The organism is Selenomonas oralis (assembly GCF_051603425.1).
In the GTDB taxonomy this organism is placed as follows: Bacteria; Bacillota; Negativicutes; order Selenomonadales; family Selenomonadaceae; genus Selenomonas; species Selenomonas sputigena_A.
This window is the reverse complement of the sequence record NZ_CP194411.1, coordinates 1,911,668-1,927,735: the sequence shown is the minus strand read 5'-3', so window position 1 is coordinate 1,927,735 and position 16,068 is coordinate 1,911,668. Positions and strand designations below refer to the sequence as shown.

Genomic DNA, 16,068 nt, shown 5'->3' with positions numbered 1-16,068 from the left:
TGCCGTCTTCCCTACTGTTTCATCAACTCGAGATCGATCTTCACGACGACCTTCGTCACCTCCGCCGGATATTCATCCAGCACGGAAACCCCGGGGCGATGAACATCCTCCGGGTAAAGGACGGCATAACTTCCGGCTTTCAGAAGAATGCTGCTCTCCGGAATCAAGGCGCGGTAAAAGATAACATCCGCCTCTTCATCGTAGGGAGCCGCTTCCAGGAGATCGGGACTCATCGGGCACCAACCAAGGAACTCCTCTCCCTCGACAACATATTGTATGTCCACAAACCTGCGATGCGCCTCCGGGCTGCATTCCGCCTGCGGACGCGTCGTATAACGCGAAAGCAGGGCAAAAATCCGTTCCCCCTCGATCGGATGCTTCCCCTCCGGCATATTTCTAAAGTCCTGTGTGCGCAAAAACGCCAGAGCCTTCGTCAGCGCCGACGAGTAGCCTTGCTGCTCGTCCTTTGATAAACCGATGATGCCCGTCATCATAAGCCAATCTCCCTTCGCCCGAAAAAGCGATTGCTTTCCCTATTTATTCTATGCTATTATCTCTATATATCCATTACATTATATGATGAAATTCAATGAACGGCAAGTATACTAAGGTCCGGACAATTTGTTGGAATTGGAAAAGAAGGGAAAAACAGCAATGCGTGAACTTTTGGAGCTCCTGGAGCACGATGCGAGACGGCCTGTCGGCGAAATCGCCGCCGTCCTCAAAAAAAGCGAGTACGAAGTCGAAAAAGAAATCAAGGGGCTGGAGCAGGACAAGATCATCCTGAGCTACAACACCTTGATCAACTGGCAGAAGTTCGGCGACGACACCGTCACAGCCATCATCGAGGTCAACCTGACCCCCGAGCGCGAAGTCGGCTTCGACGCCATTGCCGAACGCATCTACCGCTTCGAGGAGGTCCGCACGGTCTACCTCATGAGCGGCAGCTTCGACCTCATGGTCATCATCGAGGGCAAGTCCCTGCAGGACGTAGCGAACTTTGTCGCCACACGCCTCTCCACCATCGACGGCGTCACGCAGACGAGAAGCCACTTCATGCTCAAAGCCTACAAGAAGGACGGCACGATCATCGACGACAAGGAAAAGGACCGCAGGCTGGTGGTGTCGCCATGACAAACTGGAAAGAACGCGTTTCACCCGCGGTTCATGCAGTACCGCCTTCAGGCATACGCAAATACTTCGATATCGCCGCCGAAATGGAAGACGTCGTCTCCCTCGGCGTCGGAGAACCCGATTTCATCACCCCTTGGTCCATCCGCGAAAGCTGCGTCCACGGCCTGGAACAAGGCTACACCTCCTACACGGCAAACCGCGGCATGCTGGAGCTGCGCGAGGAAATTGCCGCACACTACCAAAGGGATTACGGTGTTTCCTATGATCCCGCAAAGGATGTGCTCATCACGGTAGGCGTCAGCGAAGCCCTCGATATCGCCATGCGCGCCATTCTCTCTCCCGGTGATGAAGTGCTGATCCCCGAGCCCTGCTATGTTTCCTACCAGGCCTGCGTCACATTCGCAGGCGGCAAAGCCGTACCCGTTGCGGCGAAGCTCGAAAACGATTTCCGCATCACGCCCGAGGAGCTCGAGCCCCACATCACCGCGCGCACGAAGGCGCTTCTCATCGGCTACCCGAACAATCCGACAGGCGCTGTGATGACGAAAGAAGATCTCGTAAAAATTGCCGCTTTCGCCGAGAAGCACGATCTCATCGTCATTTCGGATGAAATTTACGGGGATTTGACCTATGGCGGCCTTTCCCACACCGCTTTCTCCTCCCTGCCCGGCATGAAGGAGCGCACCATTCTCCTCAACGGTTTTTCCAAGGCCTACGCCATGACGGGCTGGCGCATCGGTTACGCGCTCGGCAACCCTGACTTCATCGCCGCCATGACGAAGATCCACCAGTACACCATGCTCTGCGCCCCCATCACGGCGCAAATTGCCGCCGTCGAAGCGCTGCGCCACGGCAGAAAGTACATGCAGAAAATGGTTGCCGAATACGACCGTCGCCGCCGTCTGATCTACGACGGCTTCCTGAAGCTCGGCCTGCCGAGCTTCGAGCCCAAAGGCGCCTTCTACATCTTCCCGAACATCGAGTCCTCGGGCTATTCGGACGAGGAATTCGCCGAAAACCTCCTCCTCAAGGAACATGTAGCTCTCGTGCCGGGCAGTGCCTTCGGCGAAAGCGGGCGCGGCCATATCCGCTGTTCCTATGCAACTTCCATCGATAAGATATCAGAAGCCCTGGCACGCATAGGAAACTTCCTCAAAAATCATCGGAAATAAAGCAAGGCACAAAAAGGAATCGCCGCACGGAAGATGGGTTTCCGCACGGCGATTTCTTTTTGTATTTTCTGTCTTGCTGCAAGGCTTCAGAATCCCTGTGTTTCCCATCTCAAAGCGAGAAGCCTTGCCTTGCATCTCCTGCAGAGTAGAGCATATACGGCTGGTTTTCCCGCATGGCGGCTCTCAGCGCCTCCATCCTGCCCTCCGTCGGATTTGCACCATCTGCAGCGGCATTCGCCGCGCTCCTGCCCGCAGCAGAAATCTCCACGCTGTAAGGTGCAGACTCCGTGCCCCTGAGCGGTTTTCTTTCCTCCCGTACGTCCTTCTGCGCCGCGCGCTTCGCCGAATCCTCAAAAATCGAAACAGGCGGAAGAGGCCTTATGCGATGCAGACGATCAACCTGAACCTCCATCTGGAAAACCTCCTTCCCGATCATTTTGAATACTCTTTCTATTCTTATTATAGCACACGCAGGGCAGAAGGGAAATTAAAAACTCCCAAAAGCCGGATTTTATATGAAAGCGCTGCTAAAATGAAATCGCCCGGATTTGCGCATCTGCGCTTTTCTCCCCTCGTCGAGAAATCCTCGGCGACGGGAAAAGAGCGCGGATGTACGAAGATGAGCGGCTGGATTTATTAGCGCTTCCATAAGTCTGACTTTTGGGAGCGGTACATAAGCGAAAGACAAATTTTTTCTTATTTGCAGCCCCATATCACAAATTGCCCGACAGGGAGCAGCAGACAGACAGAAAAGATTTTTTCCTGTCCCTTTCCGTTTACGTTTAGATCGTATCCTTTCTATCGGTCAGAACCACGCGCGCCAGCAGGAAGACGACGACGCAGAAGACGACGAAGCCCAGTTGCTCCGCTGTTCCGGCAAAGCTGCTGTCGACGAGCGCAAGCGGGCTTTCACTGCCGCCGCTCGAAACGGAAATGGCAATAAGACCGGCCAGAGCGACGCCGACGATGGATTCCCCGACGATGAGCCCCGAAGCAAAAAGTGTGCCGCGCCGTCTTGCCGCCTTGCCTTCCTCCTTGCTGCGGCTCGCATGAAGCCGTTTGTCGAGGAAGTAGCCAAGAACCGCGCCTATGACAAGCGGCGTCTGAATGCTCGGCGGCAGGTAGATGCCCATCCCGACGGCAAGGGGGGGGCAGGGAGAAGCGGCTCGTCCTGCGCCGCAGCACTACGTCGATGAGCACGATGACAACGCCGAGTCCCAAGCCAATGTAGATGTATTCCCAGGCAAGATTATTAGAAAAAATTCCCTCTGCGATCGTCTTCATGAGCACTGCCTGCGGTGCGGCAAGCGCTTGGGAAGGATCCATGCCTTCGCGCGGCATTGCTCCCACAAAGCCATAGGCCTCATAGAGGAGGTTCAAGACCGGTGCGATGACGAGAGCGCCGACGATGCAGCCGAGGAGGAGCGCCACCTGCTGGCGCCACGGCGTTGCACCGACGAGCCATCCCGTCTTGAGATCCTGCATGTTGTCATTCGAAATGCAGGCAATGGCGAGAATGATGGATGTCGTGAAGATGGCCGTCGCCGTCGCGAATTTCTCACCGCCCGGCAAAGCGAAAATCCCGAAAGAAGAGCAAAGCGCGTACATGACGAGCGACGCGACGATGATGCCGAGAATGCCGATCCCGGAAATCGGACTCGAAGATGTGCCGACAAGCCCTGCCATATAGGCACAAGCCGCTGCGACAAAGAAGCCCATGAACACGGCAACGCCGACGCCGACAAGCACAAAAACCATGGTCTGGCCCGCCGGCAGCCCCTCAGGGCTCACGAAAGCATAAAAAACGGCCAGAAGCCCGATGACTGTAACGAGAAAAACCAGACCGATGCTCTTCGCCGACATGTCGATATCCATACGGTGCCTGTCCTTCACGGCTTCCGGCATACGCATACTGGACAAGGACTCCTTCATGCCGTCGATGACGGGACGCACCAAGGTGAGCAGCGTCCAAATAGCAGCGACGCCCATGGCGCCTGCACCGATGAGACGAACGCGTTCCTGATAAACGGCTGCGGCAAATTTCTGCATGGCCATGCCTTCCGGCGGCGTCCCCGTCATCGTATAAAAGGGCACGAAGCCGGCCCAGGCAATCAAGATGCCGACGAGCATGGAAAGACCGCTCGCTATGCCGATAAGATATCCCGCTCCGACAAGTGCAGAAGAATACCCGATGGGAAACTGCGTCATGCCTCGTCCGACAGGAAACCAGACAGAAAGTGCGCTCGACAGCACCTGAAAACCGCTCGTGCAAAGAGCGATGATCCCTGCGACAAAGCTGCCCGAAAGGATTTCCTTGAGGCCGGTTCCCTCGCCCTTGCCATCCTCGGCATGGCTGTTGACCTTGAGGATTTCCGCCGCTGCCACACCCTCGGGATAGGCGAGGTCACTGTGCACGACCATGGCGCGGCGCAAAGGAATCGTGAAAAGAACGCCCAGGCAGCCGCCGCAGGCAGCGACCAGAAGCGTCTGGGAAAACTCGAAACCGTTCCAGTAGCCAATCATAAGCATACCCGGGATGATGAAGATGATGGCGGACAACGTACCGGCCGCCGAGGCCTGCGTCTGCACCATATTGTTTTCCAGGATATTCGCATCCTTCGCCATCTTGAGCACCGCCATGGAAATGACCGCTGCCGGAATAGCCGAGGAAAACGTCAGGCCGACCTTGAGCCCCAGATACACATTGGACGCCGTGAAGATCACCGTCAGCACAGCCCCCAGAAGCATGCCGCGGACAGTAAGCTCCGGCAGGCGCAGCTCATGCTGCATAAATTCGTTGTGTTCATTTTTCATGATACGAAATCTCTCCCCATAACAACTCACTCCTTCTAAGTATTCGGACACAATCCATTGTTATTATACCACATAGTTCAAGTTTCATATAAAATTCAAAAAAAGAGGGGCTTCCGCCCCTCAAAACCTACATATTCATCCATTCTCTCACCCCGACAACCGACGCTTTGCGTTCACTCATACCGCAGCGCGTCAATCGGGTCGAGTTTGGCAGCTTTCCTCGCAGGATAAATGCCGAAGAAAAGCCCCACGCCGACGGCGAAAGAAAACGACAGAAGGATCGGCGCCGCCGTAATGACAGTCTTGAAATCCCCGATCTGTGCAATCGCGATGGAAATCGCACAACCGATCGCGATGCCTATGAGGCCTCCGACAACGCCCATGACGACAGATTCAATCAAGAACTGCAGCATGATATTGCTGAATGTCGCACCCAACGCCTTTCTTATGCCGATCTCACGCGTCCGTTCCGTGACGGAAACCATCATGATGTTCATGATTCCGATGCCGCCGACGAGAAGCGATATGCCTGCAATGCTGCTGAGAAACAACGTGAGCATCGTCGTCGTCTGGTTCATTGTCTCCATGATGCTCGTAAGGTTGCTGACTGTGAAATCATCCTCCTTGTCGCCCACGATATGATGACGCTGGCGCAGGAGCGTCTCAACTTCGCTCTGCACCTGTTCCATCTTCGCGGGGTCGCTGACCTGGAGGTTGACGGACTGCACATGGGTGATGCCCATGAGGCGTTCCTGCCCTGTCGTCAGCGGTATGACGACCATATCGTCCTGGTCCTGCCCCATGGAGGACTGCCCCTTGCTTGCAAGAATGCCGACCACCTTGAACGGTTGGTTGTTGATGCGGATATTCTGTCCGATGGGATTCTGTACGCCGAAGAGATTTTCCGCCACCGTCGAGCCGATGACGGCAACGCGCTGGCGTTTTTCGATATCGCTCTGTGTGATGAAGGTTCCCGCCGTGACGGTCAGCGAACGGATCGCCATGTATTCCGGCGTCACGCCGATGACGGATGTATTCCAGTTCAGGTTCCCATTGACGACCTGATAGGAACTCATCACGGTCGGCGACACATAGTCGATGTTCTTGATCTTCTTCTTGATTTCTTCGGCGTCATCATACTTCAGCGAGGTTCGCGATCCCTTCGCGCCGCGAACGCCGCCCGAGTTTTCCGCCCCCGGCGTGATGATGAGCATATTGCTGCCAAGGCTCGCCATGGAGTCCTGCACATTGCTCTTGACGCCCATGCCGATGGAGACCATGGCGATGACCGCTGCAACGCCGATGATGATGCCTAGCATCGTCAGGACGGAGCGCATCTTATTGGCAAAGAGTTCATGCAGGGCGATCCTTATGCTTTCCCAAATCAGCACAATTCTCCCTCCTTATACGATGTCCATTTTGACGCCCTTGCCCTCATCGCGCGTAATCAGCCCATCGCGCACAAGCAGTTGGCGGCTCGCGCAGGCCGCGATTTCCGGCTCATGCGTGACAAGGATGATGGTTCTGTCCGCCGCGTGAAGCTTCTCGAAAATCTCCATGATCTCATGGGTCGACTTCGTATCAAGATTTCCCGTCGGTTCGTCTGCCATGACGATATGCGGATCGTTTACGAGCGCCCGCGCAATCGCGACGCGCTGACGCTGTCCGCCGGAAAGCTCGTTGGGCTGATGATCGGCGCGGTCGGCAAGCCCGACGGCTTCCAGGAAGTGCATGGCGCGCTCACGGCGCTCATGCCGTCCCACCCCCGCATAAATCAGCGGCAAAGCTACATTGTCCGCCGCGCTGCTCTTGGCGAGCAAGTTGAAATTCTGGAAAACAAAGCCGATTTTCTTGTTGCGCGTAAGGGCAAGCGCATCGTCGGACAGATGTGCGACCTCTTCGCCGTCAAGCTTGTAAGAGCCTTCCGTCGGGCGATCGAGACAGCCAAGAATATTCATCAGCGTCGACTTGCCCGAGCCGGATGGCCCCATCAGCGCAGCAAATTCGCCTTTTCGGATGGTCAGATCGATGCCTGCGAGAGCCGCAACAATCTGATCGCCCATCGGATAGAGCTTCTTTATGCCCTTGAGCTCAATGGTCGCAGGAATTGCATCCTGCCGCTGCGGCACACTGCCGTTTTCCTTTGCCTTCTGCTCCATTTCCGCTCCTTTCGCGCCTTTTTCCGCCATAATCCCAACCGCCGCATCCTTTTCAGCGGTCATCAGAACGGCGGTCCTCCGCCAGGCCCATGATTTCCCTTCTTGGCATTTTGCGACGTCGTATAGGAAATCGAGACATTTTCACCTTCCACAAGACCGTCGAGGATTTCCACATACTCATCGCTGTAGATGCCCGTTGTAACGGTACGCTTTTCCTCCGTCCCATCCGGCATCTTGACGATGACATAAGAGCCTGCAGCTTCCGTTTTCAAGGCGGCGATCGGCACGGCAAGCGCACTGAGCTTATCTGCCGTTTCAATCTCGACGCGTGCCGTCATCGCAGGCAGAAGAAGATTTTCCGGATCGTCCACATCGAGCGTCACATAGTAGTAGATGACGCTGGCCGTAGAGGAGGCGGACGACGAGCTCGACGATGCGGCGACGGTCTGCCATGTATTCGCCGTGTCCGTCTGGCTGATTTTCGTGACGCGTGCCGTGAACGTCTTGCCCGAATAAGAGTCGACGGTGAATGTCGCCTCCTGCCCGACCTTGATATTGCCGATATCCGTCTCGTCCACTTTTGCCATGATCTGCTTTTTGGAAAGATCGGCAATGCGCATGATGACCGTCGGATAGTCCGTGCCTGCAGTCGCCATCGTTCCCGCCGTCTTGGGCTTGCCGACGACGACGCCGCTAATCGGCGCCTGTATGATCGTCTCCGCCAGATCGGACTCCGTTTCCTCAAGCTCGCTCTGCGCCGCCTCGTAGTTGTACTGCGCATCCTCGTAGGTGGTCTGCGGATTGGCGCCGATGCCGAAGAGATATGACTCGCGATTGTACTTCGCCTTCGCATTCGTCACCTTGTACTGCGCCTGGTCGCGCTTCGTCGCAAGGGTCTTGGCATCGAGCGTCGCAACCGTCTCCCCCGCCGTCACAACATCGTTTTCCTTAACGAGCACGCTCTTGATGCGTGCAGTAATCTTGGAACTGACCTCGACGGAATCGATTGGTATGATCGTGCCCGTCGCCGAAACCTTGGACTTGAGATTCATGCGCGTCGCGACAGCCGTCTCCGTAGCCGCCGCCTGCTTTGCCTGCTCCTCCTGGCCTTCCTCGTAATACTGGTAGGCGAAAAAAGCGCAGCCTGCAAAAACGAGAACGGCGAGAGCTGCTTTCGCTTTTGCGCCGAAAGGAATATCTTTCCCGAAAATCTTCATTCCGCTCCTCCTTCCACACCGGATCCGGCAGAGCCTGCCGCACCTCCTGCAGTCTTGCCGGAGGCCTTCCCAGCTTCAGCGGCAGCGCGGCTCGCCTCATCTGAACCTTTCCTCGAAGAGGCGCTGCCGTTTTTGGCAGATGCACTCCCTGTCCCGGAAACGGCTTCTGTCTTTGCAGAAGCCGTTCCTGCCGTGTCGGCAGCCTGATGCGGTTTCGCGCCGGTCTGCGACGCTTCCTGCTTCTCGACCGCCACGCGGTTTTCCTCATTCATGCGTTCCGCTTTCTTGCCGCGCTCCTCCTGATTGCCTGCGTAGGGGATCACCTCGTCGGCACGTTCCGCTTCCTTCCTCTTCACAGCGGCCATTTCCGCCTCATAGGCGCGCACAGCAGCCTTGCGCCCCACTCCCGCAATAGTGAGCGGCGTCACATCCATATCGTCCGCCGCACGCTGCTCGCTCTCCGTCAGTTCGACGCCCATGGCGTTTTCCAGCTGCGCCTGATAGCGCGCATAGTCGTATTGGGCGCTGATATGGTTCAGTTCCGCCGTCGAAAGCGCGAGCTGCGCGTCGATGATGTCGAGCATGATGCCCTCGCCCGCACGATACTTCTCACGCGCAATATAATAGTCCTCCTTCGCCTTGTTGACGGCATCCTGCGTGGAGTCCAGACGCTTTTCCGCTTCCTTCATGCTGAAATATGCTTCGCGGATGGCATAGTCCACATCATCCTTGTCCTTTTCCAGCTGCAGCCGCGCCGTGTCGAGCGCCGTCTGCGCCGCCTCGATGCGCGCATCCTTGCGTCCGCTGTCAAAAATATTCCAGTTCAAATTCAGCCCGGCCGTCACACCCCGGCTGTCCGAAGACGACGGTTCAAAATCCTTGCTCGCCGAAGCGCTGATATTGAGATCGAGCTGCGGCTCGTAATCCGCCTTGACAACATCGATATCGATTTCCTTCTTTGCGATATCGTAGATATCGGCAAGGATATCCTTGCGGTTCCCCGCACCGAAGAGCAGACAGCCCGCCAGATCGCGCCCAAAAGGTGCATAAACGGCGTCGTCCGTAAGGTTCAGCGGCTCCGTGCGGTCCATATTTATGATATTGCGCAGCTTGGCAAGCATCACTTCATATTCATTTTCAGACTTGATCAGGGTTTGCCGTGCATTCGAAAGCTCAACCGAGGCGCGCAGCACATCCATGCGCGCCTTGCTGCCGGCAGAAAAAAGCTGCTCGACATTCGTCAGATGCGCCTGATAGTTGTTGACGGATTCCTGGTTGACCCCGACGGTCTTTCTCGCCTGCAGAGCGTTGTAATACGCCTGCACGACGGAGAGGCGCAGCTCCTCCTGCTGACGCGCCGTTCTGAGGTGGGCTTTCAAGATATCGATTTTCGACATATCGATATTACCGCTCGCCTTGCCGCCGTCCCAAAGGCTCAAACCGCCCTTCAAGGCGGCGTTGACCCCCGAGTTCGTGGCGTCGCCCCTGTCGCCCCAAGTACGCCCGTAGGAATAGCCGCCGGAAGCATCGACGGAAACACCTCTTGCGCCTCTGGCCTGTCTCAGGGCCGCTTCTGCGGTTTCCTCCGCTTTTCTCGTGAGCTTGAGCTCCGTATTCTGCGCCAATGCAAGCTCGATCGCCTTTGCCAACGAAAGGTCTGCCGCCGCGCCCACGGACGCTGAGCTGCAGAAAAACGCTCCCGCCAGGAGAATCGCCAACGGCTCTTTCCGCCATCTCTTCATCATCTGTCCTCTCCTTCCCAAGCGGACATCCCGCCCATTGTTGTTTATTATACCCCCCTTGCTTTTTCGTCACAATATGAAAAATCTTACTTTTAGAGGGATTTAACGAATCGCCGCGAAAGCTTAATTGGATCAGAGTAAACTACAAGTACAAAGAAAGCTGCCAATCGCTCTGCGCCTTCCGCTTGACCTCTTGGGCTTTCATTGTAAACTACACGCACAAACGTCCACTTCGTGGACATTGTGCCCCGCCCTTACATGAAAGCTGCCAATCGCCCTGCGCCTTCCGCTTGACCTCTTGGGCTTTCATAATAAACTACACGCACAAACGCCCACTTCGTGGACATTGTGCGCCGCCCTTAATGAAACCTCACCAATCGCTCTGCGCCTTCGGCTTGACCTCTTGGGGTTTCATAATAAACTTTCAGGACATAAGGAGAATTCCCATGACCGATCCCGTCTTTTCCCGCGCCCTCGAGGCGCTGCAGCAATATTTCGGCTACAAGTCCTTCCGTCCCGCACAGGAGCTGATTGTCAAAAGCCTGCTCGCCGGAAAGGAAACCGTCGCCATCATGCCGACCGGCGCAGGCAAATCCATTTGCTTCCAAGTGCCGGCACTGCTGCTGCCCGGCCTCACCCTCGTGATTTCTCCCCTGATTTCTCTGATGAAGGACCAGGTCGACGCCCTGAGGGAGCAAGGCGTCCCCGCGACATTCATCAACAGTTCGCTCACGGCCGCAGAAGCGCGGGATCGTTTCTCCGCCATAGCCCGCGGCCGATACAAGATCATCTATGCCGCGCCGGAAAGGCTCGAAACAGACTTTTTCCAGTCTCTTACGGAGCAGCAGGAAATATCCTTCCTCGCCGTCGACGAAGCGCACTGCCTGTCCCAATGGGGACACGACTTCCGCCCCAGCTACCGGAGCATAGCGCCCCTGATCGACCGCCTGCCCCGGCGTCCGCTCATCGGCGCTTTTACGGCAACAGCAACGCCCCGCGTGCAGGAAGACATCGTCGCCTTGCTCGGACTGCGCCGCCCCGCCGTACACGTAGCGGGCTTCGATCGCCCGAACCTCTTTTTTTCCGTGCTCACAGGCGTCGACCGCCGTGACTTCGTCGCTTCCTATCTGCACGCGCACCCCAAGGATGCCGGCATCATCTACTGCGCGACACGCAAGGAAACCGACGCGCTTTTCCAGTTCCTGCAAAAGAAAAAATTTTCCGTCGGCCATTACCATGCAGGACTTTCCGATGAAGCGCGCATAAAGGCGCAGGACGACTTTCTCTACGACAACGTGCAGGCCATCATCGCCACAAACGCTTTCGGCATGGGCATCGACAAATCAAACGTGCGCTTCGTCCTCCATTACAACATGCCGAAGAACATCGAATCTTACTATCAGGAAGCAGGACGCGCCGGACGCGACGGCGAAGCAGGCGAATGCATCCTGCTCTATGCGCCGCAGGACGTGATGACTCAGAAATATCTGATCGACATCTCCACCGAGGATGACGGGCGCAAGGCGCATGAACTCGGCTGCCTGCAAAAGATGTCGGACTTCTGCCATACCCCCGAATGCCTGCGCGCCTTCATCCTGCGCTACTTCGGGGAAACGGATGTCCCCGAGACCTGCAGCGCCTGCAGCAATTGCAGGGGGGATTTCGAGCAGCGCGATGTGACCATCGACGCGCAGAAAGTCTTTTCCTGCGTCTACCGCATGAGGGAGCGCTACGGCATGACGCTGACAGCGCAGGTGCTCAAAGGCTCTTCCGAGCAGCGCATCCTCGCCTTGCATCTCGACGAATTATCGACCTACGGCATCATGAAAGATAAAAGCCTCGCCGAAATCAGGCTGCTGATCCAACGCTTCATCGCCACAGGCTACCTCATGCTGACGGAAAGCGGCTATCCCGTGCTGCGTCTCCTACCGCCCGCCTACGACGTTCTGCGCGGCAAAAAACAAGTTCTGCAGAAATTCCCCAAAAAGCAGAAGGAGCAGCCGGTCGACCTGTCGCTTTTCGATTACCTCCGGGCGCTCCGAAAAGAGCTTGCCATACGCGACCAGGTGCCGCCCTACGTCATTTTTTCCGACGCGACGCTGCGCGACATGTGCCGTCAGCTTCCCCAAACCCTGGACGATCTCCTGCATATCAAAGGCGTTGGCGAAAGGAAGCGCGAACGATACGGCCAGGAATTTCTCGCCTGCATCCGGGCGCATGGAAAATAAAAGCCGGCATCTGCCCTCAGCCTAAGCGCAGATGCCGACAAACACCCGGCAGGAAATTTTATGCCACCCTGCGAAACACATGAAGACCGACCATAAGCTGCCAAAAGAGCAAAAAAGCAAGCAGTCCGAAAGAAGCCATAAGGCTCGTGCTGTGGGCAATAAAACCGATGATGGCCGGCCCCATGAGTATGCCGATGTAACCACAGGTCGATACGGCAGCGACAGCCGTATGGAGCGGCATATCTTTCTGCCTGCCCATGAGCGAAAAGAAAATCGGCACAATGTTGGAGCAGCCGAAACCGACAGCAAAAAAGCCAAGAAAAACAAGCGGTGCAAAAGGCGTGAAAATCACGAGCAAAAAGCCTGCGATGGCGATGATGGAACCGAAAAAAACAACACGGCGCGCCCCGAGGAAATTTACAAGCCTGTCCCCCAAAAGACGCATGAGGAGCATCGCTGCAGAAAAGACGGCGAAGCCCGTACCCGCAAGCGAAAGATCCATGCCGCGCACCATCGTGAGGAACACGCCGGACCAATCCATGACGGCTCCCTCGACCAAAAAAGAAACGAACGCTACAGCTGCGACAAAGACCACGACGCCGCTCGGCACGGCCAGCACGGAGCCGCTGGAATCGCTTCTGCCCGCGAGCAAAAAGCGCGCAAAGGCGAGAACCAGCAGCGCGATGAAAGCGGACGAGCATGCCGTCGCGCCCAACGGCGTGAACCCCAGCATCATCCAAACGCCGAAAAGACCTGCTCCCAAGAAGCCGCCCACGCTCCAAAGCGCGTGCATACCGCTCATCACGCGTTTTTTCAAAAGCAGTTCCACGCGCACGGCATGGATATTGACCGTGACGTCAATGATGCCCATCGAAGCGCCAAAGGCCAGAAGCGCCGGCACAGCAAGATAAATACGGTCCACCCAGGCGAGCAGGAGAAGCAGCCCTGCAAAGACAAGGGAATCGACCGCGATCACCCGCCGGCAGCCAAAGCGTCCCGCCAGAGAACCGGCAAGCGGCATGGTCAGCAAAGAACCTACACCGATACAGAGAAGCAAAAGCCCGAGCATATCCTCCTCCACCGCCAACCGCTCTTTCAAGAGCGGCACCAGCGGCGCCCAAGAAGCCGTACCGAAGCCCCCGACAAAGAAAAAAGCCTGATTGGCACGGTGCAGCAAACTGCGCGAACGTTCCACCGGCAGATCATTGTTTTCCATTCCTACCATCCAATCCCAATTTCATTTTGCAAAGCCGCGCAAATTGCATAAATAAAGCGATGCGCCAAGACGACGATGCGGAATTTATCCGAGCTTCCTTGACAACAGCCAAAAGATCCATGAGCATCCATACCATCGACAGTATAGCACAAACCTGCCTGTCAAAGAAACTCCCTTGCCCCCTTCCGCCTTACCCACAACATGCCCTTTGAAACACACAGAGATAACAGAGAGGAGCCATTCATTATGGATAAACATATGATTTTTGATACCCCGCCGATTTCTTATGACGTCGTGGACGGTGTGGATTTGGAACTAAGAGATTTGTTCTTTTGTGATTCGAGGATAAAAAATCATACATGGTGCATTGAGGATAAGATTTATAAAATAACGATCGAAATGAAAGAAAGCGAGCAGCCGAAATGCGACTTGGCGCGGGAACTCTTTTTTTATCTGATTTCCACTATAGGATATCTTGCAGGAGCGAGATACTCCATCACGGAAAAGGAAAAGGAAGTTTTTTGTGAGTATTTGACTTATCGTGAGGAACGTGAAGGGTTTTATTTTCAAGTGACTTTCAAATGATTTTACAGGAAGATTGGAGCGATGATTCTTATGACTGACCATAAACTTTTCGATGAAATAACCATCGTCTATGATACAGCGGACGGCGTAGAAGAAAAACTGCGTGCCTTTCTCTCATCAAATAACGAAATTAAGCGGTATGTATGTGCCGTTGAGGAAAAAATCTATAAAATAACGATTGAAATGACGGATACCATATTTCAATATGGACATGCAGGAAATGTTCTTTCCGGCCTCGTTTCCCTCATGTCTTACAAGGCCGGGGGAAGATATTTTTTTATGGCTAGACCGGAAGATTATTACGGTGAATTCCTGACATTCGATGAAGATCATACAGGTTTATATTTCCAGCTAACCTTCAAGTTTCCCAACTAAGCCGTTTTTCCAAGCATCATAGGGGCGGCTTCCGGGAGCGAGAAAAATCGCACGACAGAAGCCGCCATTGTCCCGGCAGCCTGCGGAATTTGCGGCAAGCCCATGCAGGACATCGCTTCCCTCAGCCGCGCTCCGAGCAATGCTCTGAATACCTTTTCCCGTCTTGCACATCGTGTTATAATCAAAGGCATGCAATATTTTTCACTTCCATAAATAGTCTCAAATAAAAGGAGCAAACGAAATGCCCAAGAAGCAATCCACTGCAGCGCTCTCGCCGCGCGAGACAAAGCACTTTTACTGGAAGCTCTTCTATTCCACCTTCCTCATCAGTGCCTTCACTGTCGGCGGCGGCTTCGTCATCATCCCGCTTCTGAAAGCGAAATACGTCGACGAGTACGGCTGGATTGACGACAAGGAAGCGCTCGACATGGTGGCCATCGCACAGTCCATGCCCGGCATCGTCGCCGTCAACGCGTGCATCATCCTCGGCTACCGCATGGCAGGGCTCAGCGGCTCTCTCACAGCACTTCTCGCCACGGTTCTGCCCCCCTTGATCACGTTGTCCGTCATCGCACGCTGCTACGAGATCTTCGCCAGCAATCCCATCGTGCAGTTCGCCTTGAAAGGCATGCAGTGCGGTGCGACGGCTCTCATCGTCAAGGTTGCCCTTGACCTCTTCCTCAAGCAGATGAAAACGCGTCATCTCCTGCCCATAGTGATCGTCCTCGCAACATTTATCGCCAACATCGTCTTTGATGTCAATATCATGCTTCTCGTCATCATTGACGGCCTCATCGGTCTCGTCCTCATGCAGGACAAGAAATACAATTAAGGGGTGTGCATCATGCTTCTTTTGACTCTCTTCTGGGAATTCGCCAAGGTCAGCATCTTCTGCGTCGGCGGCGGCTATGCGTCCATGCCGCTCATACAGGCGGCTGTCGTCGACGGCTACGGCTGGCTCACGCTGGCGCAGTTCATCGATATCTTCACCATCTCACAGATGACGCCGGGCCCCATCGGCATCAATGCGGCAACCTTTGCGGGCATGAAGGTCGCCGGGGTTCCCGGCTCCGTCTCCGCAACGGCGGGCTTTGCCTTTCCCTCCTTGATCTTCGGCATCGTGCTCGCCAAGCTTTTCCTCAAGTACGGCGATATCGGACCCATCCGCGGTGCGCTGAACGGGCTGCGCCCCGCAGTCATCGCCCTCATCTGCGGCGCGGCCATCGACTTCATCCTGCTCGCCGTCTGGAACACAGAATCCTTCCCTGTCGACTTGTCCGCAACGGAGTGGAGCAGCATCGTCATCATGCTGCTCGCGCTTTTAGCGCTCCACTACAAGTACGGCGTCATCACCATCCTCGTCTCTTCCGGTGTACTCGGGGTTTTCTTCGGCATGATGAAGGGAAGCGGCTTCTAAAAATATGCC

Annotated in this window: 14 protein-coding genes and 1 pseudogene; 7 read left to right on the top strand and 8 right to left on the bottom strand. The window is 55.5% G+C overall.

The genetic code is table 11. From position 1 onward, the window contains the following. Window positions 1-11: 11 nt before the first annotated feature. Window positions 12-494 (bottom strand): NanQ anomerase/TabA/YiaL family protein, encoded by a 483-nt coding sequence (locus ACRTGH_RS09245; protein WP_368847387.1) that lies wholly within the window; start codon window positions 492-494, stop codon window positions 12-14. Window positions 495-654: 160 nt separating this feature from the next. On the opposite strand from ACRTGH_RS09245, the gene ACRTGH_RS09240 reads away from it, so the two are divergent. Next, a complete protein-coding gene (locus ACRTGH_RS09240; protein ID WP_368847386.1) occupies window positions 655-1,134 on the top strand; it encodes an Lrp/AsnC family transcriptional regulator in 480 nt (159 codons plus the stop codon). Then, the gene (locus tag ACRTGH_RS09235) at window positions 1,131-2,306 is read left to right on the top strand and encodes an aminotransferase class I/II-fold pyridoxal phosphate-dependent enzyme (RefSeq protein WP_368847385.1); all 1,176 of its coding nucleotides are present in this window, start codon (window positions 1,131-1,133) and stop codon (window positions 2,304-2,306) included. The genes ACRTGH_RS09240 and ACRTGH_RS09235 overlap by 4 nt, the downstream gene beginning before the upstream one ends. Window positions 2,307-2,415: 109 nt before the next feature. Here ACRTGH_RS09235 and ACRTGH_RS09230 read toward each other — a convergent pair whose 3' ends face one another. From ACRTGH_RS09230 to ACRTGH_RS09205, 6 genes and pseudogenes are all read right to left on the bottom strand, one after another. Beyond that, window positions 2,416-2,718, bottom strand: a complete 303-nt coding sequence (locus ACRTGH_RS09230) for a cell division protein ZipA (RefSeq protein ID WP_368847384.1) — start codon at window positions 2,716-2,718, stop codon at window positions 2,416-2,418. 370 nt (window positions 2,719-3,088) lie between these two features. After that, window positions 3,089-5,120 (bottom strand): annotated as a pseudogene (locus ACRTGH_RS09225) (OPT family oligopeptide transporter). A gap of 173 nt (window positions 5,121-5,293) precedes the next feature. Beyond that, entirely contained in the window at window positions 5,294-6,511 is a 1,218-nt protein-coding gene (locus tag ACRTGH_RS09220) for an ABC transporter permease (protein WP_438474249.1), read from the bottom strand. 12 nt (window positions 6,512-6,523) lie between these two features. Further along, window positions 6,524-7,279, bottom strand: coding sequence for an ABC transporter ATP-binding protein (locus ACRTGH_RS09215; RefSeq protein ID WP_368847491.1), 756 nt, complete (start codon window positions 7,277-7,279; stop codon window positions 6,524-6,526). 62 nt (window positions 7,280-7,341) lie between these two features. Continuing rightward, on the bottom strand, window positions 7,342-8,496 hold the full coding sequence (locus tag ACRTGH_RS09210) for an efflux RND transporter periplasmic adaptor subunit (RefSeq protein ID WP_368847383.1): 1,155 nt from the start codon (window positions 8,494-8,496) through the stop codon (window positions 7,342-7,344). Continuing rightward, window positions 8,493-10,238, bottom strand: a complete 1,746-nt coding sequence (locus ACRTGH_RS09205) for a TolC family protein (RefSeq protein WP_368847382.1) — start codon at window positions 10,236-10,238, stop codon at window positions 8,493-8,495. The genes ACRTGH_RS09210 and ACRTGH_RS09205 overlap by 4 nt, the downstream gene beginning before the upstream one ends. A 446-nt stretch (window positions 10,239-10,684) precedes the next feature. Here ACRTGH_RS09205 and recQ point away from each other — a divergent pair, with 446 nt between their 5' ends. Beyond that, entirely contained in the window at window positions 10,685-12,466 is a 1,782-nt protein-coding gene (recQ, locus tag ACRTGH_RS09200) for a DNA helicase RecQ (protein WP_368847381.1), read from the top strand. A 58-nt stretch (window positions 12,467-12,524) separates the two neighbouring features. Here the strand turns inward: recQ and ACRTGH_RS09195 are convergent, their stop codons facing one another. Further along, the gene (locus ACRTGH_RS09195) at window positions 12,525-13,682 is read right to left on the bottom strand and encodes an MFS transporter (protein ID WP_368847380.1); all 1,158 of its coding nucleotides are present in this window, start codon (window positions 13,680-13,682) and stop codon (window positions 12,525-12,527) included. A 246-nt stretch (window positions 13,683-13,928) separates the two neighbouring features. On the opposite strand from ACRTGH_RS09195, the gene ACRTGH_RS09190 reads away from it, so the two are divergent. From ACRTGH_RS09190 to ACRTGH_RS09175, 4 genes are all read left to right on the top strand, one after another. Beyond that, on the top strand, window positions 13,929-14,267 hold the full coding sequence (locus ACRTGH_RS09190; protein ID WP_368847379.1) for a hypothetical protein: 339 nt from the start codon (window positions 13,929-13,931) through the stop codon (window positions 14,265-14,267). A gap of 21 nt (window positions 14,268-14,288) precedes the next feature. After that, window positions 14,289-14,642, top strand: a complete 354-nt coding sequence (locus tag ACRTGH_RS09185) for a hypothetical protein (protein ID WP_368847378.1) — start codon at window positions 14,289-14,291, stop codon at window positions 14,640-14,642. Window positions 14,643-14,883: 241 nt separating this feature from the next. Further along, entirely contained in the window at window positions 14,884-15,474 is a 591-nt protein-coding gene (locus ACRTGH_RS09180; protein ID WP_368847377.1) for a chromate transporter, read from the top strand. A 12-nt stretch (window positions 15,475-15,486) separates the two neighbouring features. Beyond that, window positions 15,487-16,059 carry a chromate transporter gene (locus tag ACRTGH_RS09175; RefSeq protein WP_368847376.1) on the top strand — a complete coding sequence of 191 codons (573 nt, stop codon included), beginning with the start codon at window positions 15,487-15,489 and terminating at the stop codon, window positions 16,057-16,059. The last annotated feature ends 9 nt before the right edge of the window (window positions 16,060-16,068 follow it).

Excerpts from the sequence above, each read along its gene's own strand:
- ACRTGH_RS09230 (WP_368847384.1), bottom strand. The coding sequence starts at position 2,718 with ATGGAGGTTCAGGTTGATCGTCTGCATCGCATAAGGCCTCTTCCGCCT.
- ACRTGH_RS09245 (WP_368847387.1), bottom strand. The coding sequence starts at position 494 with ATGATGACGGGCATCATCGGTTTATCAAAGGACGAGCAGCAAGGCTAC.
- ACRTGH_RS09235 (WP_368847385.1), top strand. The coding sequence starts at position 1,131 with ATGACAAACTGGAAAGAACGCGTTTCACCCGCGGTTCATGCAGTACCG.
- ACRTGH_RS09185 (WP_368847378.1), top strand. The coding sequence starts at position 14,289 with ATGATTCTTATGACTGACCATAAACTTTTCGATGAAATAACCATCGTC.
- recQ (WP_368847381.1), top strand. The coding sequence starts at position 10,685 with ATGACCGATCCCGTCTTTTCCCGCGCCCTCGAGGCGCTGCAGCAATAT.
- ACRTGH_RS09205 (WP_368847382.1), bottom strand. The coding sequence starts at position 10,238 with ATGAAGAGATGGCGGAAAGAGCCGTTGGCGATTCTCCTGGCGGGAGCG.
- ACRTGH_RS09180 (WP_368847377.1), top strand. The coding sequence starts at position 14,884 with ATGCCCAAGAAGCAATCCACTGCAGCGCTCTCGCCGCGCGAGACAAAG.
- ACRTGH_RS09240 (WP_368847386.1), top strand. The coding sequence starts at position 655 with ATGCGTGAACTTTTGGAGCTCCTGGAGCACGATGCGAGACGGCCTGTC.
- ACRTGH_RS09210 (WP_368847383.1), bottom strand. The coding sequence starts at position 8,496 with ATGAAGATTTTCGGGAAAGATATTCCTTTCGGCGCAAAAGCGAAAGCA.
- ACRTGH_RS09190 (WP_368847379.1), top strand. The coding sequence starts at position 13,929 with ATGGATAAACATATGATTTTTGATACCCCGCCGATTTCTTATGACGTC.
- ACRTGH_RS09175 (WP_368847376.1), top strand. The coding sequence starts at position 15,487 with ATGCTTCTTTTGACTCTCTTCTGGGAATTCGCCAAGGTCAGCATCTTC.
- ACRTGH_RS09215 (WP_368847491.1), bottom strand. The coding sequence starts at position 7,279 with ATGGAGCAGAAGGCAAAGGAAAACGGCAGTGTGCCGCAGCGGCAGGAT.
- ACRTGH_RS09195 (WP_368847380.1), bottom strand. The coding sequence starts at position 13,682 with ATGGAAAACAATGATCTGCCGGTGGAACGTTCGCGCAGTTTGCTGCAC.